At 70.0% G+C, this 17,457-nt stretch carries 13 protein-coding genes and 1 pseudogene; 6 read left to right on the top strand and 8 right to left on the bottom strand.

The features are described 5' to 3' along the window. Window positions 1-56: 56 nt before the first annotated feature. The 3 genes and pseudogenes from ACIBJB_RS30085 to ACIBJB_RS30075 all read left to right on the top strand — a co-directional run. Window positions 57-179 (top strand): annotated as a pseudogene (locus ACIBJB_RS30085) (ATP-binding protein); the annotation flags it as partial. A gap of 76 nt (window positions 180-255) precedes the next feature. Beyond that, window positions 256-3,267 (top strand): glycoside hydrolase family 3 N-terminal domain-containing protein, encoded by a 3,012-nt coding sequence (locus ACIBJB_RS30080; protein ID WP_398935013.1) that lies wholly within the window; start codon window positions 256-258, stop codon window positions 3,265-3,267. 50 nt (window positions 3,268-3,317) lie between these two features. Then, a complete protein-coding gene (locus ACIBJB_RS30075) occupies window positions 3,318-4,685 on the top strand; it encodes a hypothetical protein (protein ID WP_398935011.1) in 1,368 nt (455 codons plus the stop codon). Between the two features lie 185 nt (window positions 4,686-4,870). Here ACIBJB_RS30075 and ACIBJB_RS30070 read toward each other — a convergent pair whose 3' ends face one another. Beyond that, window positions 4,871-5,653 carry a S1 family peptidase gene (locus ACIBJB_RS30070; RefSeq protein ID WP_398935009.1) on the bottom strand — a complete coding sequence of 261 codons (783 nt, stop codon included), beginning with the start codon at window positions 5,651-5,653 and terminating at the stop codon, window positions 4,871-4,873. 308 nt (window positions 5,654-5,961) lie between these two features. Beyond that, the gene (locus ACIBJB_RS30065) at window positions 5,962-6,516 is read right to left on the bottom strand and encodes a YceI family protein (RefSeq protein WP_398935007.1); all 555 of its coding nucleotides are present in this window, start codon (window positions 6,514-6,516) and stop codon (window positions 5,962-5,964) included. Between the two features lie 134 nt (window positions 6,517-6,650). Here ACIBJB_RS30065 and ACIBJB_RS30060 point away from each other — a divergent pair, with 134 nt between their 5' ends. The 3 genes from ACIBJB_RS30060 (at window position 6,651) to ACIBJB_RS30050 (ending at window position 10,976) form a co-directional block, all read left to right on the top strand. Further along, window positions 6,651-8,978 carry a polysaccharide lyase 8 family protein gene (locus ACIBJB_RS30060; RefSeq protein WP_398935005.1) on the top strand — a complete coding sequence of 776 codons (2,328 nt, stop codon included), beginning with the start codon at window positions 6,651-6,653 and terminating at the stop codon, window positions 8,976-8,978. A 151-nt stretch (window positions 8,979-9,129) separates the two neighbouring features. Further along, a complete protein-coding gene (locus tag ACIBJB_RS30055) occupies window positions 9,130-10,749 on the top strand; it encodes an acyl-CoA carboxylase subunit beta (RefSeq protein ID WP_398935003.1) in 1,620 nt (539 codons plus the stop codon). A gap of 35 nt (window positions 10,750-10,784) precedes the next feature. Next, a complete protein-coding gene (locus ACIBJB_RS30050; RefSeq protein ID WP_069766191.1) occupies window positions 10,785-10,976 on the top strand; it encodes an acyl-CoA carboxylase subunit epsilon in 192 nt (63 codons plus the stop codon). 153 nt (window positions 10,977-11,129) lie between these two features. Here ACIBJB_RS30050 and ACIBJB_RS30045 read toward each other — a convergent pair whose 3' ends face one another. From ACIBJB_RS30045 to ACIBJB_RS30020, 6 genes are all read right to left on the bottom strand, one after another. Beyond that, entirely contained in the window at window positions 11,130-11,711 is a 582-nt protein-coding gene (locus ACIBJB_RS30045) for an ATP/GTP-binding protein (protein WP_009314218.1), read from the bottom strand. After that, window positions 11,692-12,273: a DUF742 domain-containing protein gene (locus tag ACIBJB_RS30040; protein ID WP_306975964.1), complete on the bottom strand. Its 582-nt coding sequence runs from the start codon at window positions 12,271-12,273 to the stop codon at window positions 11,692-11,694. Before ACIBJB_RS30040 ends, ACIBJB_RS30045 begins: the two co-directional genes overlap by 20 nt. 101 nt (window positions 12,274-12,374) lie before the next feature. After that, window positions 12,375-12,788, bottom strand: coding sequence for a roadblock/LC7 domain-containing protein (locus ACIBJB_RS30035; RefSeq protein WP_007384910.1), 414 nt, complete (start codon window positions 12,786-12,788; stop codon window positions 12,375-12,377). Between the two features lie 10 nt (window positions 12,789-12,798). After that, the gene (locus ACIBJB_RS30030) at window positions 12,799-16,086 is read right to left on the bottom strand and encodes a nitrate- and nitrite sensing domain-containing protein (RefSeq protein ID WP_398935000.1); all 3,288 of its coding nucleotides are present in this window, start codon (window positions 16,084-16,086) and stop codon (window positions 12,799-12,801) included. A gap of 400 nt (window positions 16,087-16,486) precedes the next feature. Further along, on the bottom strand, window positions 16,487-17,062 hold the full coding sequence (locus ACIBJB_RS30025; protein ID WP_007384912.1) for an ATP/GTP-binding protein: 576 nt from the start codon (window positions 17,060-17,062) through the stop codon (window positions 16,487-16,489). After that, window positions 17,043-17,441 (bottom strand): DUF742 domain-containing protein, encoded by a 399-nt coding sequence (locus tag ACIBJB_RS30020; protein WP_003973454.1) that lies wholly within the window; start codon window positions 17,439-17,441, stop codon window positions 17,043-17,045. Before ACIBJB_RS30020 ends, ACIBJB_RS30025 begins: the two co-directional genes overlap by 20 nt. Window positions 17,442-17,457 lie beyond the last annotated feature (16 nt).

Raw genomic sequence — 17,457 nt, 5'->3', positions numbered from 1 at the left:
TCGCCCACTGGGGTGTGTCCGAGCGGAGCGACGAAATCCGCACCCCGGACACCGACCCCGACTCGGAACACGGGCGCGGTCTCCTCCTCGTGGCCGCGGTGGCCGACGAGTGGGGCGTGCGGGAGCGGGATCCGGGCGAAGTCGTCTGGTGTGAGTTCAAGGGGTGCCGGGTGTCTTGACGGCCCATTGGGCCGTCAGTTCACTCACGGCGTGAGGTAAGTCATGAGTGGTCACGAGAGCCAAGGGGGAAGCTCCATGCGTTCCGTACGAAGAACCGCCCTGCTCGCCTCCGCCACACTGCTGGCGGCGTTGCTCCCACTGGTGTCCGCCCAGGCGGCCGACGATCCCGCCCCGGTCCCCGTCGACCGCTTCGAGGGCGAGGTCCCCTTCGCCGCCCAGCCGGCCGAGGGCATCTTCACTTGGGGCGGCGACACCGACGACCCGCCAACTCTGCGGCTCACCACGAGAGATGACGCCCCCGAGGGCGGGAAGGTCCTCTCCGGCACCTACGACATCAGCGGCTACGGCGGCTTCACCCACGACTACGCGGCGAACGAACCCGCCCACGACTGGTCGGCCCACCAGGGCATCCGCTTCTGGTGGGAAGGCCAGGACAACGGCAAGAAGGTCGCCTTCGAGCTCAAGGACGGCGGCGCCAACGGCGAGGCCTCGGAGCTGTGGACCACGTCCTTCACCGACGACTTCACCGGCTGGAAGCAGATAGAGATCCCCTTCTCGGACTTCGCCTACCGGACCGACTACCAGCCCGTCGGCGGCATCGACCATGTCCTCGGGCTGACCGAGATGTGGGGGTACGGCGTCACGCTCCCCGTCGGCGCACCGGGCCGCTTCGCCATGGACGGCGTCGAGTTGTACGGCAGGGCCGACCAGTCGCTGCGCGCCTCGGTGCTCACCGACTCCGCCGTGTACCCGGTCGACGAGGGTGGCACGGCCACCGTGAAGGTCACCGTCGCCACCACCGGCTCCGCACCGATCGACGAGCCCGTGACCGTCGCCTACGAGACCGCCGGCGGCTCCGCCTCCACCTCCGACTACACCCCCCTCAAGGGCGAGTTCACCTTCCCCGCGGGCAGCGCCTCCGGCACCACACGGACCGTCCGGGTGCACACCCTCAAGGACAAGGCGGCCTCCGAGACCGCCGAGACCGTCCCCCTCAAGCTCACCGTTACCGGCGCCAAGGCCCCCGCCGAGACCCCGCAGGTCGTCATCGACGCGCACGGGCTGCCGTATCTGAACAGCAAGCTCCCCGTGAAGAAGCGGGTCGCGGACCTCCTCTCCCGGATGTCCCTCGCGGAGAAGACCGGCCAGATGACCCAGGCCGAGCGCGGAGCCGTCGGGACCGGGGCCGACATCGCCGCCGAGGACCTCGGCTCGCTGCTCTCCGGCGGCGGCTCCACACCCACGCCCAACACCCCCGAGGCCTGGGCGAAGATGATCGACTCCTTCCAACTCCGGGCGCAGGCGACCAGGTTCCAGATCCCGCTCGTCTACGGCGTCGACGCCGTCCACGGCCACAACAACCTGGTCGGCGCCACGGTCATGCCGCACAACATCGGCATCGGGGCGACCCGGGATCCCGCACTCGCCCAGCAGACAGGTGTCGTGACCGCCGCCGAGGTCCGTGCCACCGGCATTCCTTGGGACTTCGCGCCCTGCCTCTGCGTCACCCGCGACGAACGCTGGGGCCGTTCCTACGAGTCCTTCGGTGAGGACCCGGCACTCGTCGAGTCCATGGAAACCGTCATCCAGGGCCTCCAAGGGGCCAGGAGCGGCAAGGACCTCGACAGGAACGACAAGGTCCTCGCCACCGCCAAGCACTTCGTCGGCGACGGCGGCACCGCGTACGGCTCCTCCACCACCGGCACCTACACCATCGACCAGGGCGTCACCACGGTCACGCGACAGCAGCTGGAGGCGATCCACCTCACGCCGTACAAGACCGCGGTGGACCGTGGCGTCGGCACGGTCATGCCGTCGTACTCCTCGCTCGACGTCGTCGGCGACGGCCTCGGACCGGTCAGGATGCACGCCCGCGCCGACATGATCAACGGCGTGCTCAAACAACGCCTCGGCTTCGACGGCTTCGTCATCAGCGACTGGAACGGCATCGACCAGATCCCCGGGGACTACGCCTCGGACGTGCGGACCTCCGTCAACGCCGGCGTCGACATGGTCATGGCCCCCTACGCCTACAAGGACTTCCACACCGCGCTCGTCCAGGAGGCGCGGGCCGGTCGCGTCAGCGAGAAGCGGATCGACGACGCCGTATCCCGCATCCTCACGCAGAAGTTCCGGCTGGGGCTCTTCGAGAAGCCGTACGCCGACACGAGCGGCGCCTCGGAGATCGGTTCCGCCGGGCACCGGGCCGTGGCCCGTGAAGCGGCCGCCGAGTCGCAGGTGCTGCTGAAGAACAGCGGCGGGCTCCTGCCGCTGAGGAAGTCGCAGAAGGTGTACGTCGCCGGGTCCAACGCCGACGACATCGGCAACCAGAGCGGCGGCTGGACGGTCACCTGGCAGGGGGCCTCCGGTGACATCACCCCCGGCACCACGATCCTGGAGGCGATGCGCAAGAACTCCGCGGCCCTGACGTACTCGAAGGACGCCTCCGCCCCGACCGGCGGTTACGACGTCGGTGTGGTCGTCGTCGGCGAGACCCCGTACGCCGAGGGCGTCGGAGACGTCGGCAACGGCCACGACCTGGAGCTGTCCGCCGCCGACCGGGCCGCCGTCGACAAGGTGTGCGCGGCCATGAAGTGCGCGGTGCTGATCGTCTCCGGGCGTCCCCAGCTCATCGGCGACCGGCTCGGCGAGATCGACGCCCTGGTCGCCTCCTGGCTGCCGGGCACCGAGGGCGACGGCGTCGCGGACGTCCTCTACGGCAAGCGTCCCTTCACCGGTCGACTCCCGGTCACCTGGCCGAAGTCGGAGGCCCAGCTGCCGATCAACGTCGGCGACTCGACGTACGACCCGCAATTCCCGTACGGCTGGGGCCTGACGACGCTCACCAAGGTCCCGGAGGGAGGAGCGGCCACGCTCGAGGCGCTCGGGGCCGCGGCCAGGGCCGCCGAGCGGGCCGGCGCCGATGCGACGGGTCGCGCCCTCGTCACGAAGGCCCGGCTGATCGTCCAGCGGAAGGGCATCACCGCGGCCTTCGCCAAGCCCTTCGCCGACGCCGATCACCTGCTGCTGACCGGCCACTACGGGGAGGCGGTGGCGAAGCTGGCCCAGGCGTACAGGTCCGCCTGAGCCAGGTGCCGAAGAGGTCGGTTTCGGGAGGCTTCGGGTAGCGTCGAGGTATGAAGGCCAGCGCGCAGGCCGTCGTACGGACCCGAAGCCTTCCGGGGCTGCTTCTCGCCCTGGCGGTCGCGGCCCTGGTCGTCCTGTCGCCGGGCGTCCCGACCGCCACCGCCTCGACGTCCGCCACCAGCGTCTCGGCCATCGGCCAGGCCCTCCGCAAGAACCCCGTCTACGTCGATCCGGCCGCCGCGGCCCAGCTGTCGGCCAAGGACGCGGACGCCCTGGCGGACCGGATCGTGAAGGCGGACAAGCCGCTGTTCGTCGCGGTGCTGCCCGCCGACTACCCGAAGCAGGACCTCTTCACGAAGCTGCGCACCGCGACCGGCATCACCGGCCTGTACGCGGTCCGCCTGGGTGACGCCTTCGACGCCCGCGCCGACTCCTCGGTCCTGCCGGGCGCGGCCGTACGGAACCTGGTGACGACCGTGGAGGGCGAGGACACCCGCGCCCAGCTGACCGACTTCACCGCCGCCGCGGTCACCAACATGGGCGGCTCGGCCCCGTCGACCTGGCGGACCTCCGACGACGGGGGCGGGGTCTCGAGCACGGCACTGATCACGGTGGGCGCGGTGCTCGTGGCCGGAGGAGTGGGCGCGTACACGCTGGTGCGGCGCAACCGGCGCCGGCACGCGGAGGAGCAGCGGGCCGCGCTGGAGAAACTGCGGGTGGTGGTGGACGAGGACATCACGGCGTTCGGCGAGGAACTGGACCGGCTGGACTTCCACCCGGCCGAGGCGGGCGCCGACGACGCGATGCGCGCGGACTACGAGCGGGCCCTGGACGCGTACGAGCAGGCCAAGTCGCTCATGGGGGCGGCCACGAGACCCGAGGACGTGCGGGCGGTCACCCGGGCCCTGGAGGACGGCCGCTTCTCGCTGGCCCAGCTCGCGGCGCGCCGCGAGGGCCGGCCGCTTCCCGAGCGCCGGGTCCCCTGCTTCTTCGACCCCCGCCACGGGCCCTCCGTGACGGACGCCCTCTGGACGCCGCCGGGCGGTGCCCCGCGCGAGGTCCCGGTCTGCGCCGCCGACGCCACGCGCCTGGCCGACGGCCGGGACCCGGTGATGCGCGAGGTCGACACCGACCAGGGCCGCCGCCCCTACTGGGACGCGGGCCCCGCCTACGGTCCCTGGGCCGGCGGCTACTTCGGCGGCGGCCTCCTCCCCGGCCTGCTGGTCGGGACGGTCCTCGGCAGCATGATGGCCACTCCCGCCTACGCGGCCGACTACGGCTCCGGTTACGGCGACTTCGGCGGCGGCTATGAGGGCGGCGACCTCTCCGGCTCCGACTTCAACTCCGGGGACTTCGGCGACTTCGGGGGCGGCGGGGACTTCGGAGGCGGTGGGGACTTCGGGGGCGGGGGGTTCTGAGAAGAATCAGCCCCTCCGGCGTTTGAGGAGCGGGGGTCCGGGGGCCGGCCCCCGGAAACGGGGGCCGAAGGGGGCAGCGCCCCCTGGGGACGGGACGGGACGGGTAGGGGCGGCGGGGGCGAAAACCGCGGGCCCGGCGCTCAACGCACCGGACCCGCGAAAGACCGTACGAGACCCGCCTCACCTCACAGCGACGCGGCCGCCGAAGCGATCGCCGAGGCGAACGTGGACACCTCGGTGTAGACCCCGGGCGCGTTCGCCCGAGCGCACCCTATGCCCCAGCTCACGATGCCCACCTGGATCCACGCGTTCGCCGAGTCCCGCCGGAACATGGGCCCACCGGAGTCCCCCTGGCAGGTGTCGACCCCGCCCGAGGCATACCCCGCGCAGATCTCCTCGTTCGCGATGAGCCCGCTGTACCCGCTGTATCCCCGGCAGGTGGCGTCACTCACGAACGGCACGGTCGCCTTCAGCTGATACCGCTGCTGGGCCCCGCCTTCGGTGGCCGCACCCCACCCCGCGACCGTGAAGGTCCCGGTGTTGTACTGCGTCGTCGTCGCGATCTTCAGCGTCGGAAGGTTGACCGGCGAGGCGAGCTTGATGAGCGCCCAGTCCTTGCCGTCACCGTTGTACCCGGGCGCCCGGTACACGTACGTCGACTTGACCTGCACCCGCCCGCTGCTGGACTGCAGGTCCACGACCCCGGCGGTGGCGGTGATGCCGGTGTTCGCTCCGGTGCCGTTCACACAGTGCGCGGCGGTGAGCACGATCTGCTGGGTGTACAGCGCCCCGCCGCAGCCCATCGACAGGCGCACCATGAACGGGAACTCGCCCTGCGCGGCACGGCTGCCGCCGACGACGGGCGAGGGCGCGGCCTGTGCGGCCGACACGGGCTGGAGACTGGCGATCGCGAGCGCGGCGGCTCCGACCGCCAGACATCTCTTGACGGCGGTGAGGAGTTTCTTCAAGGGGACGCCTCTTCCAGGTGGGGGTGGCTTTGACGAGAGCATGTCAATCCTGAGCGCCAAAGAAACGCCCAAGTTCTGACATGGGCTGGTCAAATCTGTTCCTGGATTATGGGAATCCTGTGAACTCACGCACAAGGGGTGCGATTCAGCCACGTCCCCGTCAGCGGTACGACCTGAACCCAGGCCGTCTGATCACCGAGGTCTGCCGACGCGCCGGCTCCGGTCTGTCCGAGACGGCCTGGAAGGCGTACCTCCCGGACCGCCCGGACCTCCCGGACCGGCGCACCTGCCGATCTCCGGCGACGGGGTCACGCGTTCTTGATCGCGGAGATGTCGAAGTTCAGCTTGATCTTGTCGGAGACCAGGACGCCGCCCGTCTCCAGGGTCGCGTTCCAGGTCAGGCCCCAGTCGGACCGCTTGATCTCCGCCTTGCCCTCGAAGCCCACGCGCTCGTTGCCCATGGGGTCCTTCGCGGCGCCGTTGAACTCGAGGTCGATGGTGAGCGGCTTGGTGGTGCCGAGGATCGTCAGGTCGCCGGTGATGCGGTAGTCCTCGTCGCCGAGTGCCTCCGCCTTGGTGGAGCGGAAGGTCATCGTCGGGAACTCCTCGATCTTGAAGAAGTCCGCGCTCTTGAGGTGCCCGTCACGGTCCGCCGACCCGGTGTTGATGCTGTCCATCTTGACGTCGATGGAGGCCGTCGACGCGGACGGGTCGCTGCCGTCCAGGTGCAGCGAGCCGCTGAACTCGTCGAACGCACCCTTGACGTTGGTGACCATGGCGTGACGCACGGTGAAGCCGATCGTCGAGTGCGAGGCGTCGATCGTGTAGTCGCCAGTCAGTGCGGTCAGGTCGGTGTTCGTCATGACGAAGCTCCTTGGAGTGAGGATGTTGAACGTTGAACCACTCAACGGGAACGACCGTAGACCTATTCCATACGGGTTTCAACGTCATCCGCGAAGTGTTGGCCTGATCGCCCCGCGGTGGTAGATGCCCCGGTATGAACCCACAGCGCAGAGCCCTCCTGCGACCCACCCGCAGAGCCGTCTTACTCGCGGCGGCGCTCCTGGCCACCGCCGCCCCGCCCGCCCGCGCCACCGCAGCCGACCCCTACGACAGCCTCCGCCGACGCTGGCTCGACATCGCCCTCGGGACCGGATACGACCCGGCAGCGCAGCCGTACGCCGCCCGCCTCGCCGAGACCGGCGAACTCGCCCGCGGCTTCCGCGCCACCATGGCCCCGACCCCCACCTCCCTGTGGCCCGGCCAGCCCTACGACCCCCCGGCCGGCATCACCCGGAGCTACAGCCGCCTGTGGACCATGACCCGGGCCTACGTCCAGCCGGGCACCGGCTCGACCGGCGACGCGACCCTCCTCGCGGACGTCCTCCGCGGCCTCGACCACCTCGCCGCCACCGTCTACAACCCCTCCACCACCCGTTACGGCAACTGGTGGGAATGGCAGATCGGCAGCCCCCGCCTCCTCATGGACACCACGGCCGCCCTGTACGACCACCTCGGCCCGGACCGCGTCACAGCGGCCTGTGCCGCCGTCGACCACTTCATCCCCGACACGATGCTCACCGACTACTCCGGCACCTCCACCGGCGCCAACCGCGTGGACCTGTGCCGCTCCGTCGCCCTGCGCGGCCTCCTGGGCAGGGCCCCGGACCGGATCGCCCTCGCCCGCGACGCCCTCTCACCGGTCTTCCCGTACGTCACGAAGGGCGACGGCCTCTACGCCGACGGCTCCTTCGTCCAGCACACCTGGGTCGCCTACTCCGGCACCTACGGTCAGGTCCTGCTCGACGGCCTAGGCCGCCTCTTCGCCCTCCTCGCCGGGTCCGAGTGGGAGGTGACCGACCCGCAGCGGCAGACCGTCCTCGACAGCGTCGAACGCGCCTACGCCCCGCTGATCCACGACGGGCTGGTGATGGACAGCGTCAACGGCCGTGCCATCAGCCGCGGTCACCTCAAGGGCGACGACCGCCACGTCCTGCGCGGCGACCACTTCCACGGCCAGGGAATCATCGCCGCGATCGCGCTGCTGGCGGGCGGGGCGAGCGAGGAGGAGCGGCTCCGCTGGCACGGCCTGGTGAAGGGCTGGATCGAACGGGACACCGTCACACCGATCCTGACGGCACCCCAGTTCGACGTGGCCGACCTCGCCCGGCTGCACGCGGTCGCCGCGTCACCCGTCCCCGCCGCGCCCGAACCCGTCGGGCACACGCTCTTCGCCGCCATGGACAGGGCCGTCCACCGCCGCCCCGGATTCGTCGCCAACATCGCCATGGCCAGCGACCGCATCGCCGCCTACGAATGCGGCAACGGCGAGAACCCGCGCGGCTGGCACACCGGTGCCGGAATGCTCTCCTGGTGGGCCGAAGGCCGCAGCGATCAGTACACCGACTGGTACTGGCCCACCGTCGACTGGTACCGCCTCCCCGGCACGACCGTCTCCACGAAACGCCTTCCCGACCGGGCCGGCGGCGAGTGGGGCGAGCCCAAGCCGGACGTCCGCTGGGTCGGCGGCACGACCGACGGCGAGTACGCGGCGATCGGCCAGCACCTCAAGGGACTGGAGTCCACGCTTCAGGCCCACAAGTCGTGGTTCTGCGTCGCGGACGCGGTGATCTGCCTCGGCGCGGGCATCACCTGCACCGACGGCGTCCCCGTCGAGACCGTCGTCGACAACCGCAACCTGGGGGAGGGCGGGACGCAGTCCTTCGTAGGGGGACCGGGCTGGGCGCATCTGGAGGGGCACGGCGGCTGGCTCGTCCCCGGCGACGTGCACGCCCTGCGCGAGGACCGCACCGGCGCCTGGTCGGACATCAACACCTCCGGTACGACCGAACGGCGCACCCGGCGCTGGCAGACCCTCTGGCTCGACCACGGCACCGACCCCGTGGACGCCTCGTACGCCTATGTCCTGATGCCCGGGGCCTCCCGTCAGGCCGTCGCCGCCCGCGCCGCCGACCGTCACTGGCTGTCGGTCCTCGCCAACGACAGCGGGTGCCAGGCGGTCCGCGTCGACCGCCTGGGCCTGACCGCCGCGAACTTCTGGCGAGCCGGCACCTCGGGTCCGCTCACCGCGTCGGCCGGGGCGAGCGTCCTGGTCCGCCGCAGGGGCCGTACCGCTACTCTCTCCGTGGCCGAGCCACCCCGTTCGGGCGAACCGCTGGAGATCGTCTGGAACCGCCCCGTGAGCTCGGTCGTGCGCGCCGACGACACGGTCGACGTACGCGCCACGGGCCGCCTGCTGCACCTGCGCGTCACCCCGGGGACGGTATGCGCCACGCATGAGTGTGAGGTGACTCTCACGCCCTGACTTTGTACGACTCCTACAAGCGGCAGGCCCCCTGAGCAGTCAGAACGCCTGCATGCCTCCAGGGTTCTGTTCAGTGGCACCAGGAAAACGGGCCGGAGACTGTGAGGAGTCGACGGCTGGCATTCCTCGCGGGTCTTCGTAAGGTCACTACATGACCGTTTTGGATGAGGCGCCGGGTGAGACGACGGGCGAGCCGACGAGTGAGCCGGCGGGTGAGCCGACGGACGCGCGCGGGCGGGTGGCCGAACTGCACGGGATCCGTGCGGCGGCCCTGGCCGGTCCCAGCGAGAAGGCGACCGAGGCGCAGCACGCCAAGGGCAAGCTGACCGCACGGGAGCGCATCGAACTGCTCCTCGACGCGGGTTCCTTCCAGGAGGTCGAGCAGCTGCGCCGGCACCGGGCGACCGGGTTCGGCCTGGAGGCCAAGAAGCCGTACACCGACGGTGTCATCACCGGCTGGGGCACGGTGGAGGGCCGTACGGTCTTCGTCTACGCCCACGACTTCCGCATCTTCGGCGGCGCGCTGGGCGAGGCCCACGCCACGAAGATCCACAAGATCATGGACATGGCCATCGCTTCGGGCGCTCCTCTGGTGTCCCTGAACGACGGCGCGGGCGCCCGGATCCAGGAGGGCGTCTCCGCCCTCGCCGGCTACGGCGGCATCTTCCAGCGCAACACCAAGGCGTCGGGCGTCATCCCGCAGATCAGCGTCATGCTCGGCCCGTGCGCCGGCGGCGCGGCCTACAGCCCCGCCCTGACGGACTTCGTCTTCATGGTCCGCGAGACGTCCCAGATGTTCATCACCGGACCGGACGTCGTGAAGGCGGTGACGGGCGAGGAGATCACCCAGAACGGCCTCGGCGGCGCGGACGTGCACGCCGAGACGTCCGGTGTCTGCCACTTCGCCTACGACGACGAGGAGACGTGCCTCGCCGAGGTGCGCTACCTGCTGTCGATGCTCCCGCAGAACAACCGGGAGAACCCGCCGCGCGCGGAGTCCACGGACCCGGCGGACCGGCGCGGCGACGTGCTGCTCGACCTGGTCCCGGCGGACGGCAACCGGCCGTACGACATGGCCAAGGTCATCGAGGAGATCGTCGACGACGGCGACTACCTGGAGGTCCACGAGCGCTGGGCCCGCAACATCATCTGCGCGCTGGCCCGGATGGACGGCCAGGTCGTCGGCATCGTGGCCAACCAGCCCTCCACGCTCGCCGGTGTCCTGGACATCGAGGCGTCGGAAAAAGCTGCGCGCTTTGTCCAGATGTGTGACGCTTTTAACATCCCGATCGTCACTTTCCTGGACGTCCCCGGGTTCCTTCCGGGCGTCGACCAGGAGCACGGCGGAATCATCCGCCACGGCGCCAAGCTGCTCTACGCCTACTGCAACGCCACCGTGCCGCGGATCTCCCTGATCCTGCGCAAGGCCTACGGAGGGGCCTACATCGTCATGGACAGCCAGTCCATCGGCGCGGACCTCACCTACGCCTGGCCGACGAACGAGATCGCGGTGATGGGTGCCGAAGGTGCCGCCAACGTCATCTTCAGGCGTCAGATCGCCGAGGCCGAGGACCCCGAGGCCATGCGGGCCCGCATGGTCAAGGAGTACAAGTCCGAGCTGATGCACCCGTACTACGCGGCGGAGCGCGGCCTGGTGGACGACGTGATCGACCCGGCGGAAACCCGCGAGGTCCTGATCCGGTCCCTGGCCATGCTCCAGTCGAAGCACGCCGACCTGCCCTCCCGCAAGCACGGCAACCCCCCGCAGTAACCCCGCGGAAACCTCTCTCACGGAGACTGTGACCTATGAGCACCCCTGACATCCGCGTCGAGAAGGGCCACGCCGAGCCCGAGGAAGTCGCCGCCATCACGGCGATCCTCCTGGCTCGCGCGGCGGCCGCCCCGTCGTCCACCCCGACCCACCGAGTCCGCCCCAAGGCCGGCTGGCGCCGCCTGGAGCGCGAGGGCGGCTTCCGGGCCCCGCACAGCTGGCACTGAGCCCTGTACGACGCTTGAGGGCCCCTCTCGGAAGAGAGGGGCCCTCAAGCGTTTTTGTCTTTAGGGGCGCGGGGAACTGCGCGAGCAACCACAAGGCTGCCGCAGACGGCGTACAACCGTCCGTGGCAGCCCAGTAGCCGCAACCAGAACCACTTACCGCAGGCGAGCCATCAACGCGTGCTCCACGAGAGTGATCAGCGCGGACTTCGCATCCGCCCGATGCCGCGCGTCCGTCGTGATGATCGGCGTGTCCGGCCCGATCTGCAGGGCTTCCCGGACCTCGTCCGGGTTGTACGGCTGCTGGCCGTCGAACCCGTTCAGGGCGATCACAAAAGGAAGCCCGGAGTTCTCGAAGTAGTCGACAGCCGGGAAGCAGTCGGCAAGGCGCCTCGTGTCAACGAGGACGATCGCGCCGATGGCACCGCGGACCAGGTCGTCCCACATGAACCAGAAGCGGTCCTGGCCCGGCGTACCGAAGAGGTACAGGATCAGGTCCTGGTCGAGCGTGATGCGGCCGAAGTCCATGGCGACCGTGGTGGTCGTCTTGTCACCGGTGTGGGTGAGGTCGTCGATGCCCGCCGACGCGGATGTCATCACGGCCTCGGTGCGCAGCGGGTTGATCTCCGAGACGGCGCCGACGAACGTGGTCTTGCCCACGCCGAAGCCGCCAGCCACCACGATCTTCGCGGACGTGGTGGAGCGGGAAGGCCCTCCGCTAGAGCTTGCGAAGTCCACTGAGCACCCTTTCGAGCAGTGTCACGTCTGGCTGGCCGCCGGCGTTCTCGTCGCCGCCGGGCTGATGGATGGCGACCAGGCCCGCCTCCGCCAAGTCGGCGACGAGGATCCTGGCCACGCCGAGGGGGATGGTCAGCAGCGCCGAGATCTCGGCTACCGACTTGATCTCCCGGCAGAGGTTGCAGATCCGCTGATGCTCGGGCAACTGGCCCTGCATCTGGTGCGGCTGCGCGGTGGTGTGCACCAGCGCCTCGATGGCGAGCTGGTAGCGCGGGCGGGTACGGCCGCCCGTCATGGCGTACGGGCGCACCAGGGGATTGCTGGCGCCTCCCGCGGGTGAAGGCTCGGGGGTGCGTCGCTGCGGCTGCACGGGCTGGATGCGCGGGGCGGGCGGCTGGTCGTAAGGCGACGGCCCGGGACCCTGGGGCGCGTACGGCTGCTGACGCCGCTGGCTCGGTGCGGAGGGGAAGTTGTAGCGGTTCGGGTTCTGGGAACCGTCGTTCTGACCCTGGCCAGGGCCGTACGACCAATTGCCAGATGAACCACCTGGGGGTGTTGCCACTTTCTCTCCTCCTCCGACTGTGCCGGGGCACCCATCACGCTGTGTGGAGCCGCGTCCCGAAACCTTACGGCCCCGGGACGCCAAAACGCACCGTCTGTCTGTCAGTTGAGCAAGCTGCCCTGGAGCTCCGCACGCAGATCGGGCGTCAGGACCGAACCGGCTCGGTCCACCAGAAGGGCCATCTCGTACCCAATGAGGCCGATGTCCGCCTCGGGGTGCGCGAGGACCGCGAGCGAGGAACCGTCGGATACGGACATGATGAACAGGAATCCCCGCTCCATCTCCACAACCGTCTGATTCACGGCGCCGCCCTCGAAGATGCGCGAGGCACCCGCGGTCAGCGAGGTCAGACCGGAGGCGACGGCCGCAAGCTGGTCGGCTCGGTCGCGCGGAAAGCCTTCGGACATCGCCAGAAGGAGTCCGTCGGCGGAGACCACCACGGTGTGGGACACCCCCGGGGTGTTGTCCACGAAGTTGGTGATCAACCAGTTCAGGTTCTGCGCCGCCTGGCTCATCGGGCTCACACTAACGCTCCTGGTTGTAGGTGCTGTCAGAACCGAAGCCCTGACCGTTCGTTTCACTGCCGGCGTTGCGGCCCCGCTGGACACCGCGACGCAGATTGCTCAGCCTGCCCCGGACGTCCTCGGGAGCACGGGAGACCGATGGGCCTCCCTGGGGGGTGGATTCGGCGGCTCCCTCGACCAGGTTGGCCTTGGGCACCCGCCGCGGCAGACCGGAGGAGGTGACCCCGCCCGCCTTGGGCTTCCGGAGCTGGGAGGCCTGCTGCCACCGCGCGTCGTTGGCCGAGCGCCAGGATTCGCCGCCGCCGTTGCTCTCCGGCGCGGAGGCCGGCGGCTCCTGGGTCGTGTGCCGCGTGCCGTTCGAGCCGTTGGCGCCGCTCCCGGTGGAGCCACGGCGGGGGAGCCCGGCGTCGGTCAGCTCGTGACCCTTGGTGGCGGGGGCCGGCCCCGGACGTTCGAAGCCTACGCGGTCGCGCTCACTCACGTCAGCGGCCTGCACAGATTCCGCTTCCGGAGCGTACTGGTCCGGGTAGCCGTTCTGGTATCCGTCCGGCTGCGGCCAGTCATCCTGGTAGCGGCGCTCCTCGAATCCCGAGAAGGTCTCCGGCGCGGTCGCGTGCGCCGCCGCGGGCTCCTCCTGGACCGGCTCCGCATAGGAGGGCTCCGGGTAGCCGCCGCCGGGGGAGAAGGTGTCGTTCTGCGGCAGGCCGCCGTTCTGCGCGAAGTACGGCTCGTCGTACGCCGGGCGCTTCGGCTCCTCGTACGCCGTCTGCCGCTGCTCCTCGTACGGCGCCTGCTGCGCCTCCTCGTACGACGTCTGCTGGTCGTACGCGGCGGGCTGCTGCTCCGGGAAGCCGCCCCGGCCGTTGTCGTAACCGGTCTGCGGGGCGCTCTGGGGACCGTCGAACGCTTCGGTGTACGACGGGTTCGGACCCTGCAGAGCGGCCGGCTCGCCGCCGTTCTGGGACTCCAGGGCCGCGCGGCGCTCCTCGCGCATCAGGGAGCGGCCGACCGGGTCCAGCTCGCGTATGTCGTCCGGGACCTCGGAGTAGCGGCTGTCGTCGAAGCCGAGCTCCGCGGCCGTACGCATCGGCAGGCCGTTGTTGAAGTTCTCGCCGCCGAAGTTCTGCTCCGGGATGATCTGCGAGACGGTGAACTCGTCACGGTTCGGCTGGTACTCGCCGCCGCCGCCGTGGGTGATCGCGTCGGGCAGCATGACCAGCGAGGTGGTGCCGGCCTGCTCGCCCGAGGGGCGCAGCTGGACGCGGATGCCGTGCCGGTCGGACAGCCGGCCGACCACGAACAGGCCCATGCGCTGGGAGATCGCGGCGTCCACGGTCGGCGGGTTGGCCAGCTTGTGGTTGATGTCCGCGAAGTCCTCGGCGGTCAGGCCGATGCCCTTGTCGTGGATCTCGATCATGATGCGGCCGTCGGGCAGCCGGGTCGCGGTGACGCGGACCTTGGTCTGCGGCGAGGAGAACGTGGTGGCGTTCTCCAGGAGCTCGGCGAGCAGGTGCACGAGGTCGGTGACCGCGCGGCCGTGGATCTCGGCCTCCGGGACGCCGGACAGCTCGATGCGCTCGTACTGCTCCACCTCGGAGGAGGCGGCGCGCAGCACGTCGACCAGCGGGACCGGCTGGTCCCAGCGGCGGCCGGGCTCCTCGCCGGCGAGGACCAGGAGGTTCTCGCCGTTGCGGCGCATACGGGTCGCGAGGTGGTCCAGACGGAAGAGGTTCTCCAGCTGGTCCGGGTCGGCCTCGTTGTTCTCCAGGTCGGTGATCAGGGTCAGCTGGCCCTCGATCAGCGACTGGTTGCGCCGGGACAGGTTGGTGAAGATCGCGTTGATGTTGCCCCGCAGCAGGGCCTGCTCGGAGGCGAGTCGTACGGCCTCGCGGTGGACCTGGTCGAAGGCGCGGGCGACCTCGCCGATCTCGTCCTTGGTGTTGATCGGGATCGGGGCGACCCGGGTGTCGACGCGGCCGGGGTCGGTGCGCGAGAGCTGGTCGACCAGCATCGGCAGGCGCTGCTCGGCGATGCCGAAGGCGGCGTTGCGCAGCTGGCGCATCGAGCGGGACATCTGGCGGGCGACCGCGCCGGCCAGGATGAACGCGAGGAGCAGGGCGACCACGACGGCGGCACCCACGATGAACGCGTCGCGCTTGGCGTCGTCGGCGATGCTCGCGGCCTCGTTCACCGCGGTGTCGGCCAGGTCGGTCTCGATCTGGCGGTAGGCGTTGTACTTGAGGGTGTTCACCGCCCACCAGTTCTCGGCGGTGATGCCGTCCTTGCCGAGCGCGTCACGGGCGCTCTTGTCCATCGACGGCAGCTGGGCGAGGCTGGACACCATGTCCACGGGGTTGGACGGCGGCGGCACGTAGTTCGGGTTCTTGGCCGCGGCCTCCTTCGCGAGCGCCGCGCCCTCGGCCTGGATCTGCTTCTTCGCGGTGTCGAGCTTCGCCGCGTCGGCCTCGGTGCCACCGCCGACGTACTCCTCGACGGCGATGCCCTCGAGATACGCGTACGAGGAGAGGGCGACCTTCTGGCTGGCGAAGCTGCTCAGTCCCGGGCCGGGCTTGATCAGCAGGTGCATGCCGATGGAGCGCTGCAGCGACAGGGCCGCCTTGGTGAGCTCGATGGCGTAGACGGTCCGGCCGTAGCTGGTGATGTTGCCGGTGCCGAGGCCGAGCTCGTTGGCGAACTCCGTCAGCGGGTGCGCGATCTGGGTGTAGCCCTCTTCGGTCTTCACGCCGGTGAGCTTGGAGGAGGTGTAGGCGCCAGCGCGCAGCGTCTGGAGCCCTCCCTCGCCGTCCCGGAACAGCGTGAGGCGGCGCTGCAGGCCCGCCTTCTGCGGCATGTTCTGGGCGGCCTCGTCGAAGGCGTCCGCGGCCTCGTCGGTCTTCTTGCGGGCGGCGACGACCGTGGCGTTGTCCTGGCCCTGGCCGCTGAGCAGCGGGAGGGCGGTGCTGTCGCGCTCTTGGTAGAGGGCGTCGGCGTAGCTGAGGGAGGCCCGCACCAGACGCGCGGTGTTCTCCGCGTCCTCGGCCTCGCGCCAGGTGTCGATCGAGCTCTTGACCTGGAAGCCGCCCATGACGAGGCCGACGATCACGGGTATGAGCAGGATCGCGTTCAGCCGGGTGGGCACCCGCCAGTTGCGCGGGGAGAACCGGCCACCGCTGGACGACGGCGCGGCCGTCGAGTCCGGACCGGGCACAGGGGCGGGCGCCGCTCCGCGCGGCGGCGGGGTGAAGTTGCCCCGGGCCGACGGCTCGGGACCGTTCTTGCTTCGCCTCACTCGACCAACAACCTCTCGGAGGGGTCGGCACCTACGTTGTGCCGCAGTCTCTCAGAGCCCAGTGTCATCGACAGATGAGTACGTCTTTGACTATTGGGCAGTTCACGCATTCCAGCACGACGGCCTGCGCACCACCAAACATTGGTACGCGCGGATTCCGCGTGATGTAAGCCCCAGATAAAACGGTCATAAAGAACGAGCCCCGCCAAAAGACGGGGCCGTTGTGAGCGCAGCGAGACCGGCTGGCAACCACGCGTGGCCATACCACCCGATTCCTCTGCCGAAACGTTATGAACGCCGGGGCCGGCCGTGTCAAAGACCACAGCCGGCTCCGGGACATCTACGACAACTGCCGTATGACGCTTTTGATTTGGGAGCTGATCGACACGTCTTCAGGGCGTTACCGAAGACGTGCCATGAGGGCGTGCTCGACCAGCGTGATCAGGGCACTCTTGGCGTCCGACCGGTGCCGGGCGTCCGTCGTGATGATCGGTGCGTCCGGCCCGATCTGCAGGGCCTCGCGCACCTCCTCGGGAGCGTACGGCTGGTGCCCGTCGAAGCCGTTGAGGGCCACGACGAAGGGCAGACCGCTGTTCTCGAAGTAGTCGACCGCCGGGAAGCAGTCGGCCAGACGCCGGGTGTCGACCAGCACCACCGCGCCGATGGCACCGCGGACCAGGTCGTCCCACATGAACCAGAAGCGGTCCTGACCGGGCGTACCGAAGAGGTACAGGATCAGGTCCTGGTCGAGCGTGATGCGGCCGAAGTCCATGGCGACCGTGGTAGTCGTCTTGTCACCGGTGTGGGTGAGGTCGTCGATGCCCGCGCTCGCGGACGTCATGACGGCCTCGGTGCGCAGCGGGTTGATCTCGGAGACGGCGCCGACGAACGTGGTCTTGCCCACGCCGAAGCCACCCGCCACCACGATCTTCGCGGAGGTGGTGGCCCGCCCCGCGTCAGAGCTTGCGAAGTCCACTGAGCACCCTTTCGAGCAGCGTCACATCGGGAGCGCCGCCGTTGTTCTCGTCGCCGCCCGGCTGGTGGATGGCCACCAGTCCGGCCTCGGCGAGGTCCGCGACGAGGATCCTGGCCACACCGAGCGGCATGGCGAGCAGCGCCGAGACCTCGGCGACCGACTTCACCTCGCGGCACAGGTGGCAGATGCGCTGATGCTCGGGGAGGAGCCCCATCAGCGCCGCCGGGTCGGCCGTGGTGCTGATCAGAGCCTCGATGGCGAGCTGGTAGCGCGGCCGGGTCCGGCCGCCGGTCATCGCGTACGGACGTACCAGCGGCTGGTCGCCCTCATCCTCGTACGGCTCCGCGTACGGATCATGAGAGGCGGTGGGCGGGGTCATGAATCCTCCGGGCGGG

Source organism: Streptomyces sp. NPDC050759 (assembly GCF_044456945.1).
Taxonomy (GTDB): Bacteria; Actinomycetota; Actinomycetes; order Streptomycetales; family Streptomycetaceae; genus Streptomyces.
The sequence above is the reverse complement of the archived record's forward strand: the minus strand, read 5'-3'. Positions and strand labels throughout refer to the sequence as shown.